The sequence below is a fragment of the Aeromonas hydrophila subsp. hydrophila ATCC 7966 genome (genome assembly GCF_000014805.1).
Classification (GTDB): domain Bacteria; phylum Pseudomonadota; class Gammaproteobacteria; order Enterobacterales; family Aeromonadaceae; genus Aeromonas; species Aeromonas hydrophila.
In genome coordinates, this window is record NC_008570.1 from 3692608 (window position 1) to 3715947 (window position 23340).

The following is a 23340-nucleotide window of genomic DNA, read 5'->3' on the forward strand; positions in this document are numbered from 1 at the left end:
CCGGTAGCAGTGCCAGAAACAACAACGGCGACCTCATGGTCGCCGTTGTGCATTAGCCAGTCTCCCCGGTCATCAGACCTGCGGGTTGAGACGGGTCGGCATGCCAGTACGCTGTTCCAGCACCTGCTTGACCACATTGGAGTCGCTGTCCATGTGGGCGATGAAGCGGGTGGTGGCCTGGGTCATGGGCAGCGGCACGGAGGCGGTGGAGTTGAACTCCTCCTCGTTGCGTGACAGCGGCTCGTGCACTTCCATGTAGCGACCGCCATCCGGTTCGACCGTGGTCTTGACCGGCTGGTTGACGAACTGGACGCGAGTGCCGACCGGCACGTTGTCAAACAGGTACTTGATGTCGTCGGCGCGCAGACGCACGCAACCGCTGCTCACCCGCAGACCGATGCCGAAGGTGGCGTTGGTGCCGTGAATGGCGTACAGATTGCCGATGTAGAGCGCGTGCAGACCCATGGGGTTGTCCGGACCGGCCGGCCAGACTGCCGGTAGGGTCTTGCCCTGGGCGGCGTAGCGGCGACGGATGTTTTCAGTCGGGGTCCAGGTCGGGTTGGCGCGCTTGCGCTCCACCTTGGTGATCCAGTTCTCCGGGGTGTTGACCCCCAGCTGGCCGATGCCGATGGGCAGCACCTGCACCACGTTCTTGCCTTTCGGGTAGTAGTAGAGACGCATCTCAGCCACGTTGATGACGATCCCTTCGCGGGGAGCGTTCGGCAGGATCAGCTGATGGGGGATGACCAGTTTGCTGCCCGCCTTGGGCAGGTAGGGGTCGACACCCGGGTTGGCTTCCATGATGTTGGTCAGACCCAACTGGAAGTCGGAGGCGATCTGCTCCAGCGGACGGTTGTCCGCGGGTACCACGTACTCCTGGTTCTCACCGATCAGACGGCTGTTGGCTGCAGGCAGCTGGTATTCAACGGCGGCGGCCTGCTGGCTGACCAGCGCCAGAGTACATAAAAGGGCCGAAGCGGCAGTGCGAAGGGGATTCATAAAATTCCTGTGTGGTTTCCTGTACCAAGTTGGCCGACGGCCATTTCATCCTCGGTCTGGCCCGTGACGAGTCACCTTGCGTCCGAGGTCGATTACCGAGCGCGCATTCTTTCCTGAGTCGGCCAAAAATTCAACGTCGGGATCGCTCTTTTTGCATGAAAAAGCGCATCCGGCGCCGCTGACGCCGCCTCTTGTCACCCTGGCCACCCTAGCAGCCACAAACTGAGCGCAAGCTGAACAACAAGGAGGCCATCGAGCCCCCCTGTTTCATCACGGGATCACCCTTGCCCGCCGAGCAGGGCCGTCACCGCCCCGGCGATGGCGGCGCGGGCATCGAGCGTGGCCATTTCGTCGGCCAGCAGCCGGGCCCTGGCCCGATAGCGCGGCTCGTGCACCAGCTTGCGCACCGCCGCCGCCACCGCGTCCGCCGTCGGCTCGTTGCTGTGCAGATTGATGCCGGCACCGCTCCACGCCACCCGGGTGGCCACCTCCGCCTTGTCCTCCCCGGTGCCCGCCACCACCAGCGGCACCCCGTGCGCCAGCGCGGCCTGTACCGAGCCATAACCACCGTTGGTCACCAGCACGGCGGCGCGGGGCAGCGCCAGCTCGAACGGCACGTGTTCGGTGACGATGGCATTGGCCGGGACGGCGGCGCCCAGCCGCGCCGGATCCCGCCCGCCGGTGGTCAGCAGCAGTTGCAGTTCGTCGCCGGCCAGCCCCTGCATGGCCGGGATCAGCAGTTGCCCCAGATCCACGTTGGCCAGGGTGCCCTGGCTGACGATGACCAGCGGCCGCTCATCGAGCCGCTCCCACCAGGGCGGTGGCGTCAGCTCAATCCGGGGTGGCAGCAGCGGGCCGACATAACGGATCACCCCCTCCAGCTCCGGCCGCTCGTATTCAAAGCCGGCGCAGGAGAGCTGCAAAAAGGCATCGGGGGCCGTCACCATCACATCGGTGAAGGGAGCCGTCAGCGGCGGCGCCCCCGCCTCGGCCAGCGCGGCATCGAAGCTCTGCTGTACCTCCCTTTGCAGTTGCCGGGTCGGCTCATCGAGCCAGGGCAGCTCGCCAAGGGAGCGGCGCAACTCGGGCGGAATGCGCGGGCCGTAGAAGATGGCATCCGGGCTCGAGAAGGAGACCGGGTTCACCCCCAGCATCAGGATGGGAAGGCGCCGCCCGTCCCTCTGCTGCAACAGCGGCAGCACCCCGTAGAAGCCGTTCTCCACCAGCAGCAGATCCACCCCCTCCGTCGCGAGCAGCGCCCGCAAATGGCTATCGTGCTGCGCCATGGGGGCGGCGAAGAAGCGCTTGAGTGCCAGCGCCATCTGGGCGGCGCCGCTCAGGCTGGCCCGCTCGGGAAAATGCCGCTCCAGCGCCCGGTAGTCAAAGTCCACCTCGGGGGCGAAGGGCACGAATTCGGCACCGGCTGCGCGGATGCGCTGCTCGAACAGGGCGCCGCACAGCATCAGCACTCTATGCCCCTCCTCCACCAGCAGACGGGCCGCCGCCAGCATGGGATTGACGTGGCCCGGGGTGGCGGTGGCCGCCAGCAAAATGGTCGCCATCACGCCGCCCCTTGCGGCGCCAGCGCCGGGTTGAGGCAGACCGGGCTGGCCTGGATGTGGACCCGCTGGATGTGGCGGGCGGAGCGGGCGGTGAACCCCTCGCGGCCGTGCAGCAGACCGAGGTTGTCGGCGATCACCACGTCTCCCCCTTGCCACTGGTGGGCATAGAAGTAGCGCGGATCGTAGAGCCGCTGGTGCAGATCCTGCACGAAGGCGGCCTGCTCGGCCGGTGCCACCCCTTCGATCTCGAGGGCATGCTGATTGAGAAAACGTACCCCCTCGCGCGGCGGCTCGTTGTAACGCAGCACCGTCTCGCCGCTCACCGGGTGGGGCACCAGCAGTGGCGAGCGCACCTGGCCGCCGTAGTGCACCACCTGCTTGATGCGATAGGTGATGTGCACCCGCTCCCAGCGGGCCAGCCGCTCGCCGTCGAGCTCGGTGAGCAATTGGCGGGTATTGATGAAGGTGGTGCGCCCCCCTTCGTCCACCGCCGGGGCGTGCACGCAGTGAAACAGCTGGAACTCGGGCAGGGTCGGCTTGTACATGCCGTCCCAGTGCAGCGGCACATAGCTGGAGTCGAAGATGTGGTCGGTGGCGTTCTCGTGCTCTTTCACATCCAGCACGGCGCCGAAGGGCCACATCATGATCTCGCCCCACCCCTCGCCGTAGCGGGTCAGCCGCTCGGGATCGGTGAAGCCGGACTCGAATCCGCGCAGGATCAGCACGCCGTGGCGGCGGGCCAGTTCGCGCAGCGCCTCGATAGCCAGGCTCTGCACCGGCTGGGCGTTGCGGGCCGGTTCAATCAGCAGGCCGAACGGGGTCTGTGGCAGGATGCGGCAGCGCTCGCCGCCGAGGGTAACGATGGATGCAGTCATGGGAAACTCCTCAGGCAGCGGCCTGCTTGCCGTTGATCAGGTAGTGGCTCGGACGGCCGTGGATGTGGACCAGCTCATGCTCCATCGCCAGCACGTCGCGCCGCTTCATCAGCACGAACTGGCCATCCAGATTGGCCGCCACCCCGTGCCAGGGGGTGAGCCAGTCATCCCGGGTCGGCAGCATGTGGATGCCCATCTTCAGGCTGTGGCTCGCCTGGGGGTGGATGGAGAGACGGATCGCCTCGGGGAAGCGCTCCGCCAGCAGGTTGCCCCAGGCGCGGCTGCGCTGGATCACCGCATGGGTGCGCGCCTTGGCATCCCGCTGCAGCGCCGTGTTGGAGAGCGGGGTATCCGGCAACTGGCTGTCTTCATAGAGGAAGCGGGTCATGGCGCGATAGAGGCGAATGCCCTCCTCGGTGCTTCTTACCTCTTCCGTTATCTGTGCCAGCGGCTCGGCATAGCGCTCTACCAGCTGTTCGCGCAGAGTGTCGAAGTCGCGGCTGGCGCAAAACTCGGCCATGCCCGCCACCATCCCTAGGTGGAAGACCCCGAGGTGGGTCGCCCCCAGCTCCAGGATCAGCTGCTCGATGTGGGCTTGATAGGCGTCGATGGCCGGGTCCGCCACCCGGATGAGGTCACCGAACACGTGGCCGTCCGAGCAGATGAGGATCCGCATGCCGGGCGCGTAGTGCAGCTGGATGCGCTGGCAGAGGTGATTGAGAAAGCTGAGGGAGAGCCGCTCCGCCATGTCCGGCAGGGTACCCAGCACCTTGTTCGGATTGGGTGACTTGGTGGGGAAGGCGGGCAGCACGCAGGTGATGGTCTCGCCCCGCTCGATGAAAGCCTGCAGACGGGGGATCTGGATGGCGGCCACCTCGGCTTCCTCCTGCTGCCGATCCAGAATGGGATCGGGGAAGCGGCGGCGATAAGGCAACAGCTCGGCAAATATATTTTGGGCAATATGATGGGAAGATAAACCACTCATTATTCCGGCTCCTTTGGCAGGATAAAAATCAATAAAGATGACTCTTTATCAATGCGTCCAGTCTCTGTCGTTATTATTTTTGTATCCGTTTGCTACCCAAACGAATCGAGAGGGGACAGTAGCCGAGATGAAGTCAGGCTATCAATTCGCCATTGATGTAAACAGATTCAACCCGCAGCGAATAATCTATTTCGCATAAGTTAAGCTGAACTATGCATATGAATAAAAACAGATTTTATTTAAATTGATGCGTATCAAATATCACCAACAAGAAAAGTTCCCCAACCGCTTTATTATTCAGTCACAATTTGACTCGTGGATTATTTAGCACAACTTAATAGTGATATTTTTTCATGGCGGCAATCCTGACCATTTCGCTGTAAATATCGCAAATAATTATCCATCTACATATTAAGCAGACGAACGGAGTGCAGCCACCGCCGCGCAAAAGGGGAATGAGCGGGCGAAATGACCCGTCGCAGATCTGCTGCGCCATCGCCATGCGCTTTCATGGTGGCGACCCCGATCGGGGCCGCAATGGTGTGCAAAGCGCGCCTAAGCGCTCCCCAGATAGTCGAGGGCCGCCTGCCAGCCCATTTGGTAGCCCTGCTCCAGCCGCCCCTTGTCTGTGGTCATGCGGCCGACCCGAAAACCCGCCGGCGGCACTATGACCCGGATGCGGCAATCGGCCGGCGGCTGGCGGATGAAGTCGATGGCATCGTTGTAGCTTTGATGACGCGACAGGCTGGCGCGAGCCAGGGCCGGCGTCTCGCGCAGCAGATAGCGATGCAGGGCGGGCAGACGCGGCGCCCGCTTGCGATAACCCAGCGGGCGGGAGAGCACCACAGTGATGTCGCGCGCCCCCTGCTCATAGGCGTGGCGCACCGGAATGGAGTCGGCCACCCCGCCGTCCGTCATGGCCTCCCCGTCGATGCGCACGAAGTCCCGGTAGACCAGCGGCACCGAGCAGGAGGCCTTGATCTGCTGCTCCAGCTCGGCGGCGTTGGCCTTGAGGTAGGCGGCCTGGCCATCCGCTACCCGGGTGGCCACCACGGTCAGCGGCACCGGGTTGGCGGCAAAGCGCGCCAGATCGAGCCGACACTCGCGGATGGTGATCGCCCACAGCCAGTCGAGATCGAGCCAGTGGCCGCCGCGCAAGAACTTGGCCAGGTTGATGAACTCGGGGCGGCAGGAGTAGTCGGTGATGACGTTGTGGTTGCGCCCCTGCTGACCGGCCAGAAAGGCCGCCAGATTGACCGCCCCGGCCGATACCCCGATGCAGTGATCAAACGCCGTGCGGCCCTTGGCCAGAAACGCATCCAGCACCCCGGCGGCGAAAATGCCGCGCATGGCGCCCCCCTCGACCACCAGGGCCGTCTGTCGCCGACTCATCTCGCCTCCCCGTTTTTGCTCTGTGAATGGTCTCACACTTTGGCCCATTCAGAGCCCGGCTGCCGGCCGGGATCCCTATAATGGGCACGCCTTCGCTCCCCATGAGAAAGGTATAACTTATTGATGCTACGGAATATTACAATGAAAAATATCAGCAAATCCCTACTGGCCGCTGCCATTTCCCTCGGATTGATGGCAGGCTGTAACAGCCAAAATGACTCCGAGACCCCGACCCCCATGGTTCGCTTCGCTACCTTCAACCTCTCCTTCGATCGCACCGCCGCCGGCATGCTCGCCGGTGAACTGGCCCTCAGTCGCACCGAGCAGGATGCCTTGCTGGCCCGCCTCGCCGACGGCACCTTGAGCGGCGCCGAGAAGACCAAGGCCCTCGACGTTCAGCAGATCCGCAACATCGCCGAAATCATCCAGCGCACCCGGCCGGACGTGTTCCTGCTCAACGAATTCGACAACGATGGCAAAGGTGAGAACACCGCCGATCTGAAAGCCTTCAACGACAACTACCTGGCCCATGCCCAGCACGACGAGGTGAAGGCCATCAGCTACCCGGTGCTGCAGAACTTTGCCACCAACACCGGCCTGATGAGCGGCCATGACCTCAACCTGGACGGCAAGGTCAACAACGGGCCGGACGACGCCTGGGGCTTTGGCAACTACCACGGCCAATACGCCTTCGCCGTGATGTCCCAGTACCCCATCGATACCAAACAGATCCGCACCTTCCAGAAATTCAAGTGGAAGGACATGCCGGGCGAAGTGAACCCCGTCATCGACGACTGCAACAATGCCAAGGCGCCGATCCCGGCCGGCCGCCAGTGCGGCGATGCCTGGTATGACGACGCAGCCTGGCAAGCCTTCCCGCTCTCGTCCAAGAACCACGCCGACGTGCCGGTGCGCATCAAGCGCGGCAACAAGGAGGAGGTGATCCACTTCCTCATCTCCCACCCGACTCCGCCCATCTTCGGCAACGCGGCGCGCCACAACGTCAAGCACAACCGGGCCGAAGTCGCCTTCTGGCAGGATTACGTGGAGACCGCCAGCTACATGGTGGATGACGCCGGCAAGGCCGGTGGCCTGCCCGCGGGTGCCAAGTTCGTCATCGCCGGCGATCTCAACGCCGATCCCCAGATTGGCGATGGGGATCTCACCGCCATCCAGGATCTGCACAACCATGTGCTGGTCAACCAGGCCGTCACCAACGGCGCCCTGATCCCGGTCAGCCAGGGCGGCCCCGAGTGCCTCGCCAGCCAGCCGGATCAGTGCAAGCGCAACAACAACCGCCCCACCCCGGAGCGCATCACCAGCAGCAGCGGCCTGCAGCTCGACCACGTGCTGCCCTCCGCCAACCTGAACGCGGTCGCCTCCGGCGTGTTCTGGCCGGCCAGCTTCGAGCCTGGCTACCACCTGGTGTATGACGCCAAGCTCGGCATCGCCAAGGGAGTCAGCTCGGATCACCGCCTGGTGTGGGTCGACTTCAAACTGTGACAGTGACGCAGAGCAGATAAGCAACGGGGCCCGCAGGCCCCGTTTTCATTGGATCGTCATACCAGCTTCTCCACCCGGGCCGGCAGCCCCTGGCGGGCCGAGGAACCGATGGCCCAGTCCACCAGGGGGTAGCGGCCATGGCGGCTGGGATCCAATACCGCCAGATCGTTGAGGTTGACCCCGGCTCCGCGCAGCGGATTGGCGACCACTTTCTGGCCGTCTATCCAGTGCTCCCGCGCCCCCAGCTCCTTGTGGCCGAAGCCGTGCTCGATGGCGATGGCATCGGCCTGTACCCCGGCCACGCACTCGGCCACCCCGATCACACTGCCATCCGGGGTGCTGACCCGCACCCTGTCCCCGCTCTCGATCCCCAGCTGCGCCGCCGTCTGCGCATTGAGCCGCACCCGGTTGCTGGGGTTCACCTGGCGCAGGCGATCCGAGCCTATGCTCATGGAGCTCATGGTGTGGGACTTGTAGCTGGTGAGCAGCAGCGGCCACTGGGCCGGCTTGAACGCCTCATCGAGCGGCGTGCCGTCCGCCAGCTGGGGGCGGAAGAAGCGCGGGGTGCCGCTTAAGAACTGGCCGCTCTGGCTGTGACGGCGGCTGCCCACCTCGGGGTTCCACACCATCAGCGGCTTGGGCCAGCGCTTGCTTGGCTGACCCGCGTCGTCGCGCCCCTTGGCCGCCGGCTCGAAGCGCCCGCCGCGAGCGAAGAGATAGGCGGCGCGGCCCGCCTCCTCCACGCTCAAAGTGGCATTCAGCACCGGCAGGATCCGCTCCACCCCGGACCAGGCGAGATCCTCAGGCTCTATGGCAGGCACCGGCTCGCCGAGATAGGCGACGTTGGCCGCGCCGTAGAGGGAGAAGTCCGCCGCCCGGTTCAAGCCGTGCACCTTGCCGTCCGCCCCTTTGAGCGCCCCCTCGCCAAAGCCCGGCAGCCCCAGCCGTTTGGCCACCGCGATAAAGAAGGACTCCATGCAGACCGGATCTCCCTCGGCGGTCTTGGCGACACGGGGCTCCACGATGGGCCAGCGGCCGGTGGAGACCTTGGTCATCACCCCGTGCCAGGCGGTGGCCCAGCCCCAGGACTCGTAGGTCAGGGTGTCCGGCACCAGGTAGTCCGACAGCGCCGACGACTCGTTGATGAAGCTGTCGATGCTGACAATGAGCGGCAGCACGGCAGGATCCTTGAGCTCTCCGCCTATGGCCTTGCTGAGCCCGGCCTGGCCGTAGAGGGGGTTGCCCATGTGATTGATCCAGGCCTTGAGCCGGTAGGGGTAACCGTTCACCGCCGCGGTCAGGTGTTCGCCGAGCAGAGGGCCCGAGATCGGGAACCAGGGCTCTTGCGCCGGATAGGGGTTCTGGCCTGCCTCACGCTTGCGCCGATATTCGGAGGTCTTCTCGTAGGGGAACTTGGAGCGCGACAGGAAAACTCCGGTGGGTTTGACCATGCCGGGGAAGCTCGCCAGATCGTAGCGCGGCCCCGCCCCGAAGGGATCGAACTTGCCGCCGCTCGCCACGGCGCCGCCCCGGGCATTGAGGTTCCCAATCATGACGTTAAGCATCATGATGGCCCAGGCCGAGTAGAAGCCGTTGGCGCTCATGGTGCCGCCATGGGAGACCACCGCCGCCCGGGTACCGTGGCTGGTGAATTCCCGCGCCAGCGCCTCGATATCGCTCACTGGCACGGCGCACTCGGCGCTGTATTGCGCGAGGGAGTGTTCCCGGCACGCCTCGGCCAGCAGCTGGAAGCTGCTCTTCACCATCAGCGCCCCCTTGGGGCCCTGAATGGTGCGATCCACCCAGAGGTTGGCCCGCTCACACTGGTCGGCGGGCCTCGGCTCGCCGCTGCCCGCCTCCTCTACCAGCATGGCATCCCCTTCCCCATAGGCTTCCCCATCAAAGGGCAAGCCGAGATCGCTGGCCCGCAGCATCTGGCCGAAGCGCGGGTGGGACTCGTCGAAGAGCACCAGATGGCTGGCGTTGCAAAAACCGCGATAGCCGGCCCGCTCGGCGGCGGCAGCATGGGGTGCCGTCAGGAAGGGCTCGGCATAGCGTTGGTTATCGATGATCCAGCGCAGCATGGCCATGGCCAGGGCGGAATCCGTGGCGGGCCGGATGGGCAGCCAGCGGTTGGCGGGGGCGGAGGGCATGTTCACCGTGTTGGGCAGGCTGGGGGCCACCACCACGTAGGAGAACGGCTTGCCCGGCCGCGCCCGGTTCGCCGCCAGCTGACGGGACTGGCGCTTGAAGGGGTTGCCCGATTGCTGGGGCGAGGTGCCCATGAACAGCAGGAAGTCGCTCTCGTCCCAGTCCGGCTTGAGGTGGGCGTTCTTCTCCAGATCGTCCAGCAGGGCGCCGGCCCCGACCCGGAACGACAGGCCGCAATAAGCGCCGTGGTTGGCGAAGTTGCGGGTGCCGAAGCTGTTGAAGGTGAAGCGCTTGATGAAGTGATCCCGCCCCTCGTCCGAGGCGTTGCTCACCAGCAGCTGGTTGGCCCTGGGGCCGTACTCCGGGTTGGCCGGGTCGAGCGGCTCGGCGAGGTTGCGGATGGCCCGCAGCCCCTCTATCTGGCCCTCGCCAAACAGATCGCCCCCCTCCACCACCTCGGCCACCAGCTGCTCAAAGGGGATGCTCTGCCAGCGACCGCTGCCACGGGGTCCCACCCGCTTGAGACAGCGGGTGACTCGCTGCGGGCTGTCGAGCTGCTCCAGCATGGCGTTGCCCCGCGCGCAGGCGGTGGAGCGCCCGTCCAGCCCCCCTTCCTGGTAGCCGCTGGTGGCGAGCAGCGCCTGCTTAACCGGGGTCTTGAAGTCGATGTGATGGCGGGCGGAGAGGGGATGATAGGGATTGCCCAGGATCCGCACTATCTGGTCGCGCTCGTTGTCGATACGGGCCCGCACTCCGCACAGGGTCCAGCAGCCGAGGCACATGGTGTTGGCAACCCGCTGGGCCGGGTTGGGGTGCAACTCCCCCTGCTCGTCAACCCGGTACTCCACGGCCAGCGAGTTGCCATGGATGGGATCCCGGGTCGGCTTGCCCGAGCTGCCGGTGGCAATGCCACTCGCCACCTGCTTGAGGGTGTCGCTGTAACCGGCGACGAACAGCCCGGTGCCGCCGGCAATGGCGGCGCCCTTGAGAAACTTGCGTTTGCTGTGATCCATCAGAGTGCCTCGCGTGCAAAAGGAGTGGATGCCTTGATGGCGGGGGAAACAGAGGGGCGCACCAGCTCCGAGAGGGCCACCAGCAGGGCCAGCAGCAGACCGAAGGTGCCGAGAATGCCGAGCACACCGGCCGGGCCCCAGGCGATTTCATAGAGATAGACGCCAGCCCCGTACTTGGGCGCGAGCTGCCCCTGGATCAGCACCAGCCAGCGCAGGCCCCACACCAGGTGCAGCCCCAGCAGCGCCAGCCCCCAGAGTGACAGGCGAGCAGAGAGCCTTGGCCGGAGCAGCATCAGCAGACCGGCCAGCCCCAGGGTCAGCAGCAGCCAGTGGGCCGCCAGCCGCCAGCTCGGGTCGAGCCGATAGAGGGCCGCGGCCTCTGCCGCCGAGGCGCCGCCCAACAGGGCCCAGCCCAGCAGGGAGAGCGCCAGCAGGCCTAACGTCCAGCCACTCTGGCGCAGCAGGGTCGACTCGGTCTCGCCCCCCCAGCCCGTCAGCAAGCGGTTGAGCAGCAGCAGGACACTCTGGGCCCCTAGCACGGCGCTCAGGGTCAGCAGCCAGGGCAGCCAGGGGGTATGCCAGAGCGGGCGCGCCGCCACCGCCATGGTCTCGAGCCCGGTGTAGAGGGCGATGCTGAGCCCGCTCACGGCCGCCAGCAGGGAGAGGGGCCGCAGCCAAACGTGCCCCGACCAGCTTCCCAGGCAGAGCAGCCGGGCAAGGCGGGCTATCTTGTCCCCTTCTGCACCGCGCCGGGCCAGGGCGGGCCTTAGCAGCAGCCAGCCGAGCAGCATGGAGAGCAGGCTGAACAACGGCAGCAGATAGGCGCCATACCACATGACGGAGCCAAAGCGCGTCTGGGCGTAGAAGTGCCAGGCCCGGGCCGGCTGGTGCAGATCCGCGGTCAAGGCGATGGGAGCCACCAGACCAGCCGCCACCATCAGCACCGCCGCCAGGGTCTGCAGCCGCGGGTCCGGCGTCTTGCGCCACAGCTCAGACGCGCCGAGCCAGAGGGCCCCGTAGGCGAGGCCGATCAGAAAGAAATATTGCACCGCCCAGGGCAGCCAGGTGATGGGCTGAGCCGGGGCCAGCAGTTCGTTAATGACCATGGGCTATCTCCTTGCCATCGTCGGTGAGCAGGGTGCGCAGGGCCGGGTTGCCGTCGACCTTGCTGACGAAGGCCTCGTCCATACCGAGATAAAAGACCCGCGGCTGGGTATTGGCCTCTGGCTTGAGCACCTTGAGCGCCGGCTCGTGTTCGCGCAGCAAGCGGCTTATCCGGCTCTTGGGGTCGTTCAAATCGCCGATGATGCGCGCCTCGCCGACACAGCTCTCGACGCAGGCGGGCAAGAGCCCAGCCTCCAGCCGATGGGCGCAGAAGGTGCACTTGTCGGCGGTGTTGGTCTCGTGGTTGATGAAGCGGGCGTCGTAGGGGCAGGCCTGCACGCAGTAACCGCAGCCGACGCACCAGTCGTTGTTGACCACCACGATGCCGTCATCACGCTGGAAGGTGGCGCCGGTGGGGCAGACATCGAGGCAGGCAGGCTCGGCGCAGTGGTTGCACAGCCTCGGCAGCATCAAGAGGGAGGCGGGAGCCGCGAGGGCGGCCACGTCGCTCACCTCGTACTGGCTCACCGTGGTGCGAAACTGGCCGAGGGGAGGCTGATTTTCGATGGTGCAGGCCACGGTGCAGGCCTGGCAGCCGACGCAGCGGCGCAGGTCGATCAGCATGCCGTAACGCTTGCGCCCGTCCCCCCGGCTGATGGCCGCCCGCCCGTTGCGGGGAGCGGGAACGGACTGCGCCTGAACCTGGGTGACGGGGATCAGGGCCGCCCCTGCGGTGAGGGCGGCGATCCCGGATAACAATCGGCGCTTGCTGGGCTCCATGGCGTCTTTCCTTCTGCTGAGCTGGCTTGAAAGGGGTTGGGCCGATTGTCCTCAACGCAGGAAGTCGCCTCTATTGTGGTTTTCCACATACCGGGAGCCGGGTTGATCCAGCGCAATAAAAAATGGCCCAGCCCTGTTGAACTGTGACCGGGGCGGCGTTTGCCGCCCCTCCCGGCCCCGTTCGCGTGCAAGCGCGCGCCCCGGTGATAGACTGCCCCCTTTGCACCGAGAGGAAAGCCCCCTGCACGTCCCAGTTCCCTTGCCCCTGCTCAGCCTGCTGCTCTGGCTCGCCCTATCAGCCCTGCCGCTGCGGGTGCAGGCCGCCCCGACCCCCTCTTTGCCAGCGCCGGCCCGACAGGAATCCGCACCATCCCAGGCCACGCCGGTGCAGGCCTTGGCCGAGCCGATACGCATCGGCGTGCTGGCGACCCGCGGCCCGGCACTGGCCAGAGCCCAGTGGCAACCGCTGCTGTACTGGCTGGCGCAGCGCGTGCCCGGCCATCGCTTCGTGCTGCATCCGCTGGGGCTCGATGAACTGGCCGAGGCCGTCGCCCGCGAGCACCTCGATTTCGTCATCACCAACCCGGGCCAGTCGGTGAGCCTGGCGCGCCAGTACCCGCTGGCCTGGCTCGCCACCCTCAAGAGCCCGGCCGGGGGGGACAACCTCGCCATCGGCGCCGCCCTGGTGGTGCCCGCCCAGGCCCCCTACCGACACTGGCGTGACCTCGAGGGGCAAGCGGTCGCCGCCGTCTCGGAGAACGCCTTCGGCGGCTACCTCGCCTATCGCTTCGAGGCGGGCGAACAGGGGATCAGGCTGGAGCGTTTCTTCTCCACCGTGCAGTTCACCGGCTTTCCGCTGGACCGGCTCATCGAGCGGCTGGCCGCAGGGGAGGTGGCTGCCGCCATCGTGCCGGTGTGTCAGCTGGAGCGCATGGAGCGGGAAGGCAAGGTCGCCAGGGGGGCATATCGGGTGCTGGACGATCAGGCGCCGGCCGGCTTTGGCTGCCAGAGCTCGACCCGGCTCTACCCCAACTGGTCCTTCGCCAAGACAGAGCGGGCCTCCCCCGCCCTGGCGCTGACGGTGACCCGTGCGCTGTTCGATCTGCCCGCTGATAGCGAGGCGGCCATCGCTGCCGATTCGGCGGGCTGGACCGTGCCCACCAGCGAGCTCGCCATCGACCGCCTGCTCAAGGCGCTGGATCGCCACCCGCTGCAGGGCCCCTGGTGGCAAGCGGCCTGGCACTGGCTGCGCCAGCATCAACAGTGGGGCTGGGGCGCCCTGGCGCTGGTACTGCTGCTGGGGGGCCACCACCTGCTGCTGCAACGTCTGTTCAACCGCAGCCAGCGCCGGCTGCTCAAAGCCCGCCACCAGCTCGAGCAGAAGGGACGCCAGCTGGCACAGGCCAGACGGCTCGCTGAACTGGGCGAGCTGGGCGCCAACGTGGCCCACGAGATCAATCAGCCCCTCAGCGCCATCGCCAACTACAGCCAGGGGGCCTTGTTGCGACTGGACAAACTCGCACAGGATCCGGCCCAGGCTGCCGCCCAGGCCTCCCTGCGTCAGGCCCTGGAGCAGATAGGGCTGCAGGTCCAGCGCATCACCCAGACCGTCAACCGACTCAGGGCCAGGCTGCAAAAGCGCCCTCCCCGCGTCGAGCCTTGCGACCTGCCCACCCTGGTGGCGGAGCTGCGCCCCCTGCTGGAACAGATGCTGGCGCCCCTCGACGTCGCCTTCTCCCTGCACTGGCGGGGCCAGCCGCGCCCGTTGCCTCTGGACGGCACCGGGATGGAGCAGTTGCTGGTCAACCTCATCAAGAATGGCGCCGAGAGTGCGGCGCAGAGTGTAGCGAAGAGTGCGGTGAAGAAGGCGCGCGCCGCTGTTCACTCTCCTGCTCACCCCCCTGCGCAAGCAGCGGCACAGGAGCCTGCCCGGGTCGAGCTGCTGATCGCCTTCGAGGCGCAGAGCCTGCTGCTGGAGATCCGCGACAACGGCGCCGGCCTGAGGGTCCCCGCGACCGAACTGCAGCAGGCGTTTTACAGCGACAAGCCGGATGGCATGGGGCTGGGGCTGGCCATCTGCCGGGAGGTGGTCGAGAGCCATCGCGGCCAGTTCAGTCTGGAGAACCTGAGCCCCCACGGCTGTCTGGCCCGGGTCATTCTGCCCGTGCCACTCCCCGAGGCCCCCCATCCCCAACCTGCCGACACCGAGGAACTGAGATGACGTCCCCTGCCCGCCCCCCGCTCTATCTGGTTGACGACGACGAGGCCGTGCTCGACTCTCTGCGCTTCATGCTGGAGAGCTGCGACGAGCGGCAGCTGTTCAGCTTTGCCGATGGCGAGCGCTTTCTGGCCGAGGTGGACCTGCACCAGCCCGCCTGCCTCATCCTCGACTGCCGCATGCCGGGGCTGTCGGGCCCCGAGGTGCAGCAGCGGCTGAAGGCGGCCCAGAGCCCCATCGCCATCCTGTTTCTCACCGGCCACGGCGAGGTGCCGCTGGCGGTGGAGTCCCTCAAGCTGGGGGCGGTGGATTTCTTGCAAAAGCCGGTGCAGCTGGCCCCCCTGCTCGCCGCCATCGAACGGGCCGAGCAGGCTACCCTGAGTGCGGCCACCCGTTTCGCCCAGCTGGCCGCCTATCAGCGGCTCACCCCGCGCGAGCACCAGCTGCTGCAGCTCATCGCCCGGGGCCACAAGAATCAGCAGATAGCGCAGGATCTCTGCATCTCGGTGCGCACCGTCGAGGTGTGCCGCGCCAGCCTGATGAAACGCCTCGAGGTTGACTCCCTGGCCGAGCTGATGCTGCTCTATGCAAACGTCCATTCAGCCCCCTGAGCCGGGCCACTAATCCAGGCCCCTGATCCAGGCCGGGAGAGTGACCCACTTGCCGGGTCGATGCACATCCCCCATCGGCCGGCACAGGGGATGCCTTTGACTCAGGGTGCCGGCAAATCTGTGCGCAGGCGCGCTATTCCGGCGCCCGCGGCTTGCAGCGCAAATCGGGGTTTGCTAATACTCCGCGTCCATTGGATGAGCATCCCCTTTCGAGATAGTGTGCCGTGGCTTTCGAACAATTCGCGCTCGTGATATCTCTCTTCCAGCAGCTGTGCGTCTATCTGGTGATCGCCTGGCTGCTCTCCAAGACGCCGCTGTTCATGCCGCTGACCCAGGTGACCCTGAGCTGGCCCCACAAGATCCTCTGCTACCTCATCTTCTCCGGCTTCTGCGTGATGGGCACCTATTTTGGCCTGAGAGTCGAGGACTCCATCGCCAATACCCGCGCCATCGGCGCCGTGCTCGGCGGCATAGTCGGCGGCCCGGTCGTGGGCCTGCTGGTGGGGCTCACCGGCGGCATTCATCGCTACTCGCTGGGGGGCTTTACCGCGCTCGCCTGCACCTTCTCCACCATCGCCGAAGGGCTGCTCGGCGGCCTGGTGCACCGCCACTTCGTCGCCCGTCACCGACTCGACCTGCTGTTCAGCCCCTGGGTGGTGGGATCTGTGGCCCTCATCGCCGAGCTGATGCAGATGGGCATCATCTTGCTGGTGGCCCGCCCGTTTGACGACGCCGTCCACCTCATCGAGAACATCATCGCCCCCATGCTGGTGGCCAATACCCTGGGGGCCGCCATGTTCATGCGGATGATCCTCGATCACCGCGCCATGCTGGAGAAGTACTCGGTCGCCTTCTCCGCCCGCGCCCTCAAGATCGCCGAGCGGGCGATGCGGGTGCTGGACAAGGGGTTCACCCAGGAGGCGTGTCAGCAGATGGTGCGCATTCTCTATGAGGAGACCGGGGTGGGCGCGGTGGCCATCACCGATCGGGAGAAGCTGCTCGCCTTCATCGGCATCGGCGAGGATCACCACCTGCCGGGCACCGCCATCAACTCGGCCCACACCTTCAAGGCGATCCAGCACAACGAGGTGGTCTATGCCGACGGCAACCTCATCCCCTACAGCTGCAACCTGCATCCCCAATGCAGGCTCGGCTCCTCGCTGGTCATTCCGCTGCGGGGGGAAGAGGGGTCGGTGGTGGGCACCATCAAGCTCTACGAGCCCAAGCGCAAGTTCTTCTCCTCCATCAACCGCACCCTGGGGGAAGGGATCGCCCGGCTGCTCTCCGGCCAGATCCTGGCCAGCAAGTACAACGAGCAGAAGCGGCTGCTGGCCCAGTCGGAGATCAAGCTGTTGCAGGCGCAGATCAACCCCCACTTTCTGTTCAACGCACTCAACACCCTGGCGGCAGTGATCCGGCGCGACCCCGAGGATGCCCGTACCCTGGTGCACCACCTCTCCACCTTCTTTCGCAAGAACCTCAAGCGCCAAGGGGACGAGGTGACCCTGGCCGACGAGCTGGAGCACGTGAACGCCTATCTGCACATCGAGCAGGCCCGCTTTGCCGAGCACCTGAGCGTGCAGATCCAGATTCCCGAGCCGCTGCTGGAGTACCGGCTGCCCACCTTCTCCCTGCAGCCCATCGTCGAGAACGCCATCAAGCACGGCATCTCCCAGATGTTCGAGCCCGGCCGACTGACCCTGACCGCGCGGCAGGAGGGTGAGCAGCTGGTGCTGGAGGTGTGCGACAACGCCGGCCTCTATCAGGCCAAGCGGGAGGAGAGCGGCCTTGGCATGAACATAGTGGACCGGCGTATCAAGGCCCGTTACGGCGCCGAGTACGGGGTCACCATTCACTGCGAGCCCCATCAATCCACCCGGGTGAGGATCACCCTTCCCCTGCAGGAGAGCCCATGCTGACCGCCCTTATCGTCGACGATGAACCCCTCGCCCGCGAGGAGCTGCGGCTGCTGCTGGAGCAGACAGGCAACATCCGCCTGCTGGGGGAGTGTGCCCACGCCATGGAGGCGCTGCCCGCCATCCACCGCCTCAAACCCGACCTGCTGTTTCTCGACATCCAGATGCCACGCATCAGCGGGCTGGAGCTGGTGAGCATGCTGGATCCGGACTTGCGCCCCCACATCGTCTTCATCACTGCCTACGACGAGTTTGCCCTGCGCGCGTTCGAGGAGAACGCCCTCGACTACCTGCTCAAGCCGGTCACGGCAGAGCGGATGAACAAGGCGCTGGAGCGCATCCAGCGGCTGCTTTCGCCAAAGGGGGAGCTGGCGGGCCAGCCGCTGCCGGATCCGACCCGCATCGCCCAGCCCCTGCGCAGCATTCCCTGCAGCGGCCACAACCGCATCCTGCTGCTGCCCCTTGGCGAGGTGGAGTTCGTCCACAGCGATCTGGCCGGCAACAAGGTGGTGAGCGCCCAGCAGCAGGGCACCACAGAGCTGACCCTGCGCACCCTGGAGGAGAAGACCGGCTTCGTGCGCTGTCACCGCCAGTACCTGCTCAACCCCGGCCAGATCCGCGAGATCCTGCTGCTGGACGGCGGCCTGGCGGAAGTGGTGACCCAGGGCGGCCACAAGGTGCCGGTGAGCCGCCGCTACCTCAAGCCCCTCAAGGATCTGCTGGAGATCCCCTGAGGGGCGGGCCACTCACTCCGCTCCTGCTCTGCCCGTTACCACTCACCCGCTTGCCACGCCCGCCGGCTTATCCCTCAAACCGCTCGGGGCCGCTTTTCTACCGCTCACGGGCGGCCCTCTGCCACTGACCTTTTCTGCGCTCCCCTTTCCCTGCCGCATCAGTAGAGTGCAGCCTGAGCCCGGCCAGATTGGCCGCAGGAAAAGGAAACTCCGTCATGCAACACGCAATCACCTTCGTCATTGCGGCCCTCTGCATCCTCGCCATCGCCTATCGCCTCTACGGCGTGTTCTTTGTGCGCAAGGTGCTGATGGCCGACGACAAGCTGGTCACCCCCTCCCACCAGCTGGAGGATGGCAAAAACTATGTGCCGACCAACAAGTGGGTCAACTTCGGTCAGCACTTCGCGGCCATCGCCGCCGCCGGCCCGCTGGTGGGCCCGGTACTGGCTGCCCAGTACGGCTACCTGCCGAGCTTTCTCTGGCTGCTGATCGGCTGCGTCATCGGCGGCGCGGTGCACGACACAGTCGTGCTGTTCGCCTCCATGAAGCATCAGGGCAAGTCCCTCTCCGAGGTGGCCAAGGCCGAGCTCGGCCCCATCGCCGGCTGGTGCACCGGGCTCGCCATGCTGTTCATCATCACCATCACCATGGCGGGCCTCTCCATGGTGGTGGTACACGCGCTGGAGCGTAACGCCTGGGGCGTGTTCGCGGTGTTCATGACCATCCCCATCTCCATGGTGGTGGGGATCTGGCACAAGCTGACCGGCAACCTGCAAGCCGCCTCCTGGGTGGGCTTCATCGCCGTGCTGGCCTGCGTCTTCTTCGGCCCCTACGTGCAGGAGAGCGCCTTCGGTGCCTGGCTGACCCTGCGTGCCGAGACCATCAGTCTGGCGCTGCCGGTCTACGCCTTCTTCGCCACCGCCTTGCCGGTCTGGCTGCTGCTTACCCCGCGCGGCTACATCTCCAGCTTCATGAAGATCGGCGTGTTCGGCGCTTTGGTGATCGGTGTCATCTGCATCAACCCGGAGATCCAGTTCCCCGCCATGACCCAGTTCGTCCACGGCGGCGGCCCGGTACTGGGCGGCCCGGTCTGGCCCTTCATCTCCATCACCATCGCCTGTGGCGCCATCTCCGGCTTCCACGCCTTTATCGGCTCAGGTACCACCCCGAAACTGGTGGACAAGTGGAGCGACATCCTGCCGGTCGCCTTCGGTGCCATGCTGGCCGAGTGCGTGGTGGGCGTGATGGCGCTGATCGCCGCCACTGCCCTGCACCCGGCTGACTACTTCGCCATCAACGCCACCCCGGAGGCCTTCGCCAAACTGGGGATGCAGGTGGTGGACTTGCCGTTCCTCTCCCAGGAGATCGGCATGGATCTGAACGGTCGCACCGGCGGCGCCGTCACCCTGGCGGTGGGCATGTCCTACATCTTCACTAAGGTGCCCTGGTTCAGCAATCTCGCCTCCTACTTCTTCCAGTTCGTGGTGATGTTTGAAGCGGTGTTCATCCTGACCGCCGTCGACTCCGGTACCCGAGTCTCCCGCTACCTCATTCAGGACTTCTTCGGCGAGTTCTACCTGCCCCTCAAGCGCATCGACTGGATGCCGGGCGCCATCGGGGCCAGCGTGCTCGCCTGCGTGATGTGGGGGTATCTGCTGATGTCCGGCGACATCGGATCTGTGTGGGCGCTGTTCGGGGTATCAAACCAGCTGATGGCCTCGGTGGGCCTCATCATAGGTGCCACCATCATCCTGCGACTGGCCAGCAAGCGCCGCTACATGCTGACCTGCCTGATCCCGCTGGCCTACCTGTTCGTCACCGTCAACTACGCCGGTTACTGGATGGTCAGCCACGTCTACTTCAACCCCGAAGCCAAGGGCTACAACCTGCTCAACGGCGGCATCTCGCTGCTGATGCTGGGGCTGGGCGCCGTTATTCTGGTGTCGGCCATCCGCAAGTGGATTGAGCTGTGGAAGCTGCGCCAGCAGCCCGAGTTCCGGATTGCCCCGGCCAGCGCCAGCTGACCCATCCGCTGCAACCACAAACCCCGGCATGCCGGGGTTTGTTGCATCTGGCGGTCAAAAAACGGCCTCATCAGGATACATGGCGCCATCGATCACAGAACCTGAGCAGCGATCGGGCTAGAATGGGGGCTTCCGTCACCCGGCCTGGGGTCGGTGACCTCTTCGCGCTTTCACTTATCGAGGACACGCTTCATGGAACTGCTTCTTCTCAGCAACGGCAAAGCCACCGAATGCCCGGGCCTGCTCGGCTGGGCCCGGGATCGGGTGCAGACCCTGCTCGCCCGCAAACAGGTCAAGCGCATCCTGCTCATCCCCTACGCGGTGATCCGCAGCGACTGGGATGCCCGTGCCCTGGAGCTCAGCGAGAGCCTGGGGGTGGAGGCCATCAGCATTCACCAGTTCGATGACCCGGTGGACGCGATCAACCATGCCGATGCCATCTTCATCAGCGGCGGCAACACCTGGCGCCTCAACCAGCTGCTGCACGAAAACGGCCTGGTGGTGCCCATCCAGCGCGCCGTACGCGAGCGGGGCGTGCCCTATGTGGGCTGGAGCGCCGGTTGCAACGTGGCGACCCCGAGCATCCGCACCACCAACGACATGCCGGTCTGCAGCGCCGCCGTGCTGCCTGCGCTGGGGCTGTTCCCGCTGCAGATCAATCCGCACTATCTGGATGCCAGCATCAGCGGCCACATGGGGGAGACCCGCGACGAGCGCCTGGCCGAGTTCTGCGCCATCAACCCGAGCGAACACGTGGTGGCTCTGCGCGAGGCAAGTCTGCTCCAGATAAGTGGCGAGCACATCGAATACTGGAGCGCCCGCGGCGAAGGCTTCAAAATCTTCAAGCACGCCGAAACCACCCAGGAGTTCAGCACGGCCGCACCGCTGGCCGAGCTGACGCCGTTTCGCCCGCGCGGCTGAATGACGCTGACCGGCTGAAAACCCACAGGGGCGCAGGATGTCGCCCCTTTTTTTGCAATGAAGGGAGGATGAGATGAAGAGCAGGACTGAACACGACAGCTTCGGCGCGATCGCCGTGCCGGCCGATCGGCTGTGGGGGGCCCAGACCCAGCGCTCCCTGCAACACTTCGACATCTCCGGCGAACGCCAGCCGATGGCGCTGATCCACGCCCTGGCCCGCATCAAGTCGGCCTGTGCCCGGGTCAACCACGCCAACGGACTGCTGCCCGCCCGCACGGCCCAAGCCATCATGAGTGCCGCCGACGAGATCCTGTGCGGCCAGCATGATGAGGAGTTCCCGCTGCGGGTATGGCAGACCGGCTCCGGCACCCAGACCAACATGAACCTCAACGAGGTGCTGGCCAACCGGGCCAGCGAGCTGCTTGGCGGCCCCCGTGGCGAGGGGCGGCTGGTGCACCCCAACGACGAGGTGAACAAGAGCCAGTCGAGCAATGACGTCTTCCCGAGCGCCATGAACCTGGCGGCCGTCACGGCCATCACCGGGCACCTGCTGCCCGCCCTGGCGACCCTGAGCACTACCCTGGCCGGCAAGGCGGCGGCCTTCGACGACATCGTCAAGATCGGCCGCACCCATCTGCAGGATGCCACCCCGCTCACCCTGGGGCAGGAGTTCTCCGGCTGGGTCGCCCAGCTCGAGCAGGGGGAGCGCCATATCCGGGCCGCCCTGCCCCATCTGTGCGAGCTGGCGCTGGGGGGCACTGCCGTCGGCACCGGCCTCAACACCCAGCCCGGCTTCGCCGAGGCGGTGGCCGCCACCCTGGCCGAGCAGACCGGTCTGCCGCTGATAAGCGCCCCCAACAAGTTCGAGGCGCTGGCGGCGAGCGATGCCCTGGTGCATGGCCACGGCGCCCTCAAGACGCTGGCCGCCTCCCTCATGAAGATCGCCAACGATGTGCGCTGGCTGGCGAGCGGCCCCCGCAGCGGGCTGGGCGAGCTTATCATCCCGGAAAACGAGCCAGGCTCCTCCATCATGCCTGGCAAGGTCAATCCGACCCAGTGCGAGGCACTCACCATGCTGTGCGCCCAGGTGATGGGCAACGACGTGGCCATCAACATCGGCGGTGCCAGCGGCAACTTCGAGCTCAACGTGTTCAGGCCGATGATCGCCCACAACTTCCTGCAGAGCGTGCGGCTGCTGGCGGACGGCATGCAGAGCTTCCACGACCACTGCGCCGTCGGCATCACCCCGAACCGGCCCCGCATCGACGAGCTGCTGGCCCGCTCCCTGATGCTGGTGACGGCGCTCAACCCCCATATCGGCTATGACAAGGCGGCAGAGATCGCCAAGCGGGCCCACCATGAGGGGCTCAGCCTGCGGGAGGCGGCCATCGCCTCCGGCCACCTGACGGCGCAACAGTTCGATGCCTGGGTGGTGCCGGCCGACATGGTGGGTCGGCGCGACGGCTGAGCCAGCCCGGAGGGAAACATGAGATAAAAAAGAAGCCGGGCTGCGCCGGCTTCTTTTTTCATCAATGAGTCAGGGTTTGATCAGCTTGCTCAGGGCATCCAGCTCGCGCTGGGCAGCCAGCAGCTTGGTCTGGGCCTCTTCCAGTTTGGCCTGTTTCTTGGCGATCTTGTCGGGCTTGCCCGTCACCCTGGCGTTTTGCAGCTCGACCAACCGTTCGTTGACCTGCTCCTTGAGCTCGGCCACCCGCTGCTGCTGCTCCTTGAACAGGCCGGCGTCGGTACAGTGAGTCTCGATATTGCGCAGAGCCCGCTCCAGCCCGGCGACCTGATCCGCATTGTCGTGCGCCTTGGCAAACACCAGCTGCTCCTTGACGGCCTGCTGGCGCGCCTTGCAGCCAACGGCCTCACTGCCATAGGCCTGGCCGGCCAACAGCAGCATGCTCATTCCGATAACCTTCCACATAACGACCTCGTTCCCCTGTCATGTTTGATGGCCGCCTATCAGACCGTACTCGGCCGGCCGGGTCAAGGCGCGGGTAAACCGCTACGACAGAGTTTGTGCGACATCACGCCAACCGGGTACCGATGGGCCTACAATGGCTACTTTCATCAAGGAGTCTGTTATGAATCAAGAGATTGTCATCATCGCCAACGGCGCCCCCTATGGCAGCGAATCCCTGTTCAATGCCCTGCGCCTGGCCATCGCCCTGCGCGAACAGGGCGGTGCCAACCTGAAACTGTTTCTGATGTCCGATGCGGTCAGCGCCGCACTGGCGGGCCAGGCTCCGGCCGAGGGTTACAACCTGCGCCAGATGCTGGAGATCCTGCTGGCTCAGGGGATCAGCATCCGCCTTTGCAAGACCTGTACCGATGCTCGTGGCATCACGGCGCTGCCGCTCATCGAGGGGATCGAGATCGGCACCCTGCCGCTGCTGGCCCAGTGGACACTGGCGGCCGACAAGGTGTTGACCTTCTAGCAGTGCGAGAACCGGGCGCAGGCATTGATCTGCAACAATCCTGCGCCATTTGAAAACCTGTTCACAGCTGTTAATGTCTACACTGTCAGTTAGATAACAACGTGCGCG

Annotated in this window: 18 protein-coding genes; 9 read left to right on the top strand and 9 right to left on the bottom strand. The window is 65.6% G+C overall.

The genetic code is table 11. The features are described 5' to 3' along the window. Positions 1 to 72 precede the first annotated feature (72 nt). From AHA_RS16585 to AHA_RS16605, 5 genes are all read right to left on the bottom strand, one after another. Positions 73 to 999 (bottom strand): L,D-transpeptidase family protein, encoded by a 927-nt coding sequence (locus AHA_RS16585; protein ID WP_011707051.1) that lies wholly within the window; start codon positions 997 to 999, stop codon positions 73 to 75. Between the two features lie 278 nt (positions 1000 to 1277). Then, a complete protein-coding gene (locus AHA_RS16590; protein WP_011707052.1) occupies positions 1278 to 2561 on the bottom strand; it encodes a glycosyltransferase in 1284 nt (427 codons plus the stop codon). Beyond that, the gene (locus AHA_RS16595) at positions 2561 to 3436 is read right to left on the bottom strand and encodes a TauD/TfdA dioxygenase family protein (protein WP_011707053.1); all 876 of its coding nucleotides are present in this window, start codon (positions 3434 to 3436) and stop codon (positions 2561 to 2563) included. The genes AHA_RS16590 and AHA_RS16595 overlap by 1 nt, the downstream gene beginning before the upstream one ends. Positions 3437 to 3446: 10 nt before the next feature. Beyond that, positions 3447 to 4421, bottom strand: a complete 975-nt coding sequence (locus AHA_RS16600; protein ID WP_011707054.1) for an L-tyrosine/L-tryptophan isonitrile synthase family protein — start codon at positions 4419 to 4421, stop codon at positions 3447 to 3449. Between the two features lie 555 nt (positions 4422 to 4976). Next, the gene (locus AHA_RS16605; RefSeq protein WP_011707055.1) at positions 4977 to 5813 is read right to left on the bottom strand and encodes a patatin-like phospholipase family protein; all 837 of its coding nucleotides are present in this window, start codon (positions 5811 to 5813) and stop codon (positions 4977 to 4979) included. Positions 5814 to 5954: 141 nt separating this feature from the next. Between AHA_RS16605 and AHA_RS16610 the strand changes: the two genes are divergently transcribed. Next, positions 5955 to 7316 (top strand): endonuclease/exonuclease/phosphatase family protein, encoded by a 1362-nt coding sequence (locus tag AHA_RS16610; protein ID WP_164927725.1) that lies wholly within the window; start codon positions 5955 to 5957, stop codon positions 7314 to 7316. A gap of 56 nt (positions 7317 to 7372) precedes the next feature. On the opposite strand, the gene AHA_RS16615 is transcribed toward AHA_RS16610, so the two are convergent. From AHA_RS16615 to dsrO, 3 genes are read right to left on the bottom strand one after another with little or no spacing between them, the layout of a single operon-like run. Further along, entirely contained in the window at positions 7373 to 10480 is a 3108-nt protein-coding gene (locus AHA_RS16615) for a tetrathionate reductase subunit A (RefSeq protein ID WP_011707057.1), read from the bottom strand. Next, the gene (gene nrfD, locus AHA_RS16620) at positions 10480 to 11586 is read right to left on the bottom strand and encodes an NrfD/PsrC family molybdoenzyme membrane anchor subunit (RefSeq protein ID WP_011707058.1); all 1107 of its coding nucleotides are present in this window, start codon (positions 11584 to 11586) and stop codon (positions 10480 to 10482) included. The genes AHA_RS16615 and nrfD overlap by 1 nt, the downstream gene beginning before the upstream one ends. Beyond that, complete coding sequence (dsrO, locus tag AHA_RS16625; RefSeq protein ID WP_011707059.1) at positions 11576 to 12364, bottom strand: sulfate reduction electron transfer complex DsrMKJOP subunit DsrO; 789 nt, start codon at positions 12362 to 12364, stop codon at positions 11576 to 11578. Before dsrO ends, nrfD begins: the two co-directional genes overlap by 11 nt. A 259-nt stretch (positions 12365 to 12623) precedes the next feature. Here dsrO and AHA_RS16630 point away from each other — a divergent pair, with 259 nt between their 5' ends. From AHA_RS16630 to fumC, 7 genes are all read left to right on the top strand, one after another. Next, positions 12624 to 14585: a sensor histidine kinase gene (locus tag AHA_RS16630; RefSeq protein ID WP_164927726.1), complete on the top strand. Its 1962-nt coding sequence runs from the start codon at positions 12624 to 12626 to the stop codon at positions 14583 to 14585. Beyond that, positions 14582 to 15193 carry a response regulator transcription factor gene (locus AHA_RS16635; protein WP_011707061.1) on the top strand — a complete coding sequence of 204 codons (612 nt, stop codon included), beginning with the start codon at positions 14582 to 14584 and terminating at the stop codon, positions 15191 to 15193. Before AHA_RS16630 ends, AHA_RS16635 begins: the two co-directional genes overlap by 4 nt. 224 nt (positions 15194 to 15417) lie before the next feature. Further along, positions 15418 to 17112 (top strand): sensor histidine kinase, encoded by a 1695-nt coding sequence (locus tag AHA_RS16640; RefSeq protein WP_011707062.1) that lies wholly within the window; start codon positions 15418 to 15420, stop codon positions 17110 to 17112. Beyond that, complete coding sequence (gene btsR / locus AHA_RS16645) at positions 17106 to 17843, top strand: two-component system response regulator BtsR (protein WP_011707063.1); 738 nt, start codon at positions 17106 to 17108, stop codon at positions 17841 to 17843. The genes AHA_RS16640 and btsR overlap by 7 nt, the downstream gene beginning before the upstream one ends. Before the next feature lie 215 nt (positions 17844 to 18058). Further along, entirely contained in the window at positions 18059 to 19867 is a 1809-nt protein-coding gene (locus AHA_RS16650; protein WP_011707064.1) for a carbon starvation CstA family protein, read from the top strand. Between the two features lie 192 nt (positions 19868 to 20059). Further along, a complete protein-coding gene (gene pepE, locus AHA_RS16655; RefSeq protein WP_011707065.1) occupies positions 20060 to 20788 on the top strand; it encodes a dipeptidase PepE in 729 nt (242 codons plus the stop codon). A 73-nt stretch (positions 20789 to 20861) separates the two neighbouring features. After that, a complete protein-coding gene (gene fumC / locus AHA_RS16660; protein WP_011707066.1) occupies positions 20862 to 22256 on the top strand; it encodes a class II fumarate hydratase in 1395 nt (464 codons plus the stop codon). Positions 22257 to 22325: 69 nt separating this feature from the next. Here the strand turns inward: fumC and AHA_RS16665 are convergent, their stop codons facing one another. Then, positions 22326 to 22700, bottom strand: a complete 375-nt coding sequence (locus AHA_RS16665) for a DUF1090 domain-containing protein (protein ID WP_011707067.1) — start codon at positions 22698 to 22700, stop codon at positions 22326 to 22328. Positions 22701 to 22878: 178 nt separating this feature from the next. Here AHA_RS16665 and AHA_RS16670 point away from each other — a divergent pair, with 178 nt between their 5' ends. Further along, the gene (locus AHA_RS16670; protein WP_011707068.1) at positions 22879 to 23232 is read left to right on the top strand and encodes a DsrE/DsrF/TusD sulfur relay family protein; all 354 of its coding nucleotides are present in this window, start codon (positions 22879 to 22881) and stop codon (positions 23230 to 23232) included. Positions 23233 to 23340: the final 108 nt, after the last annotated feature.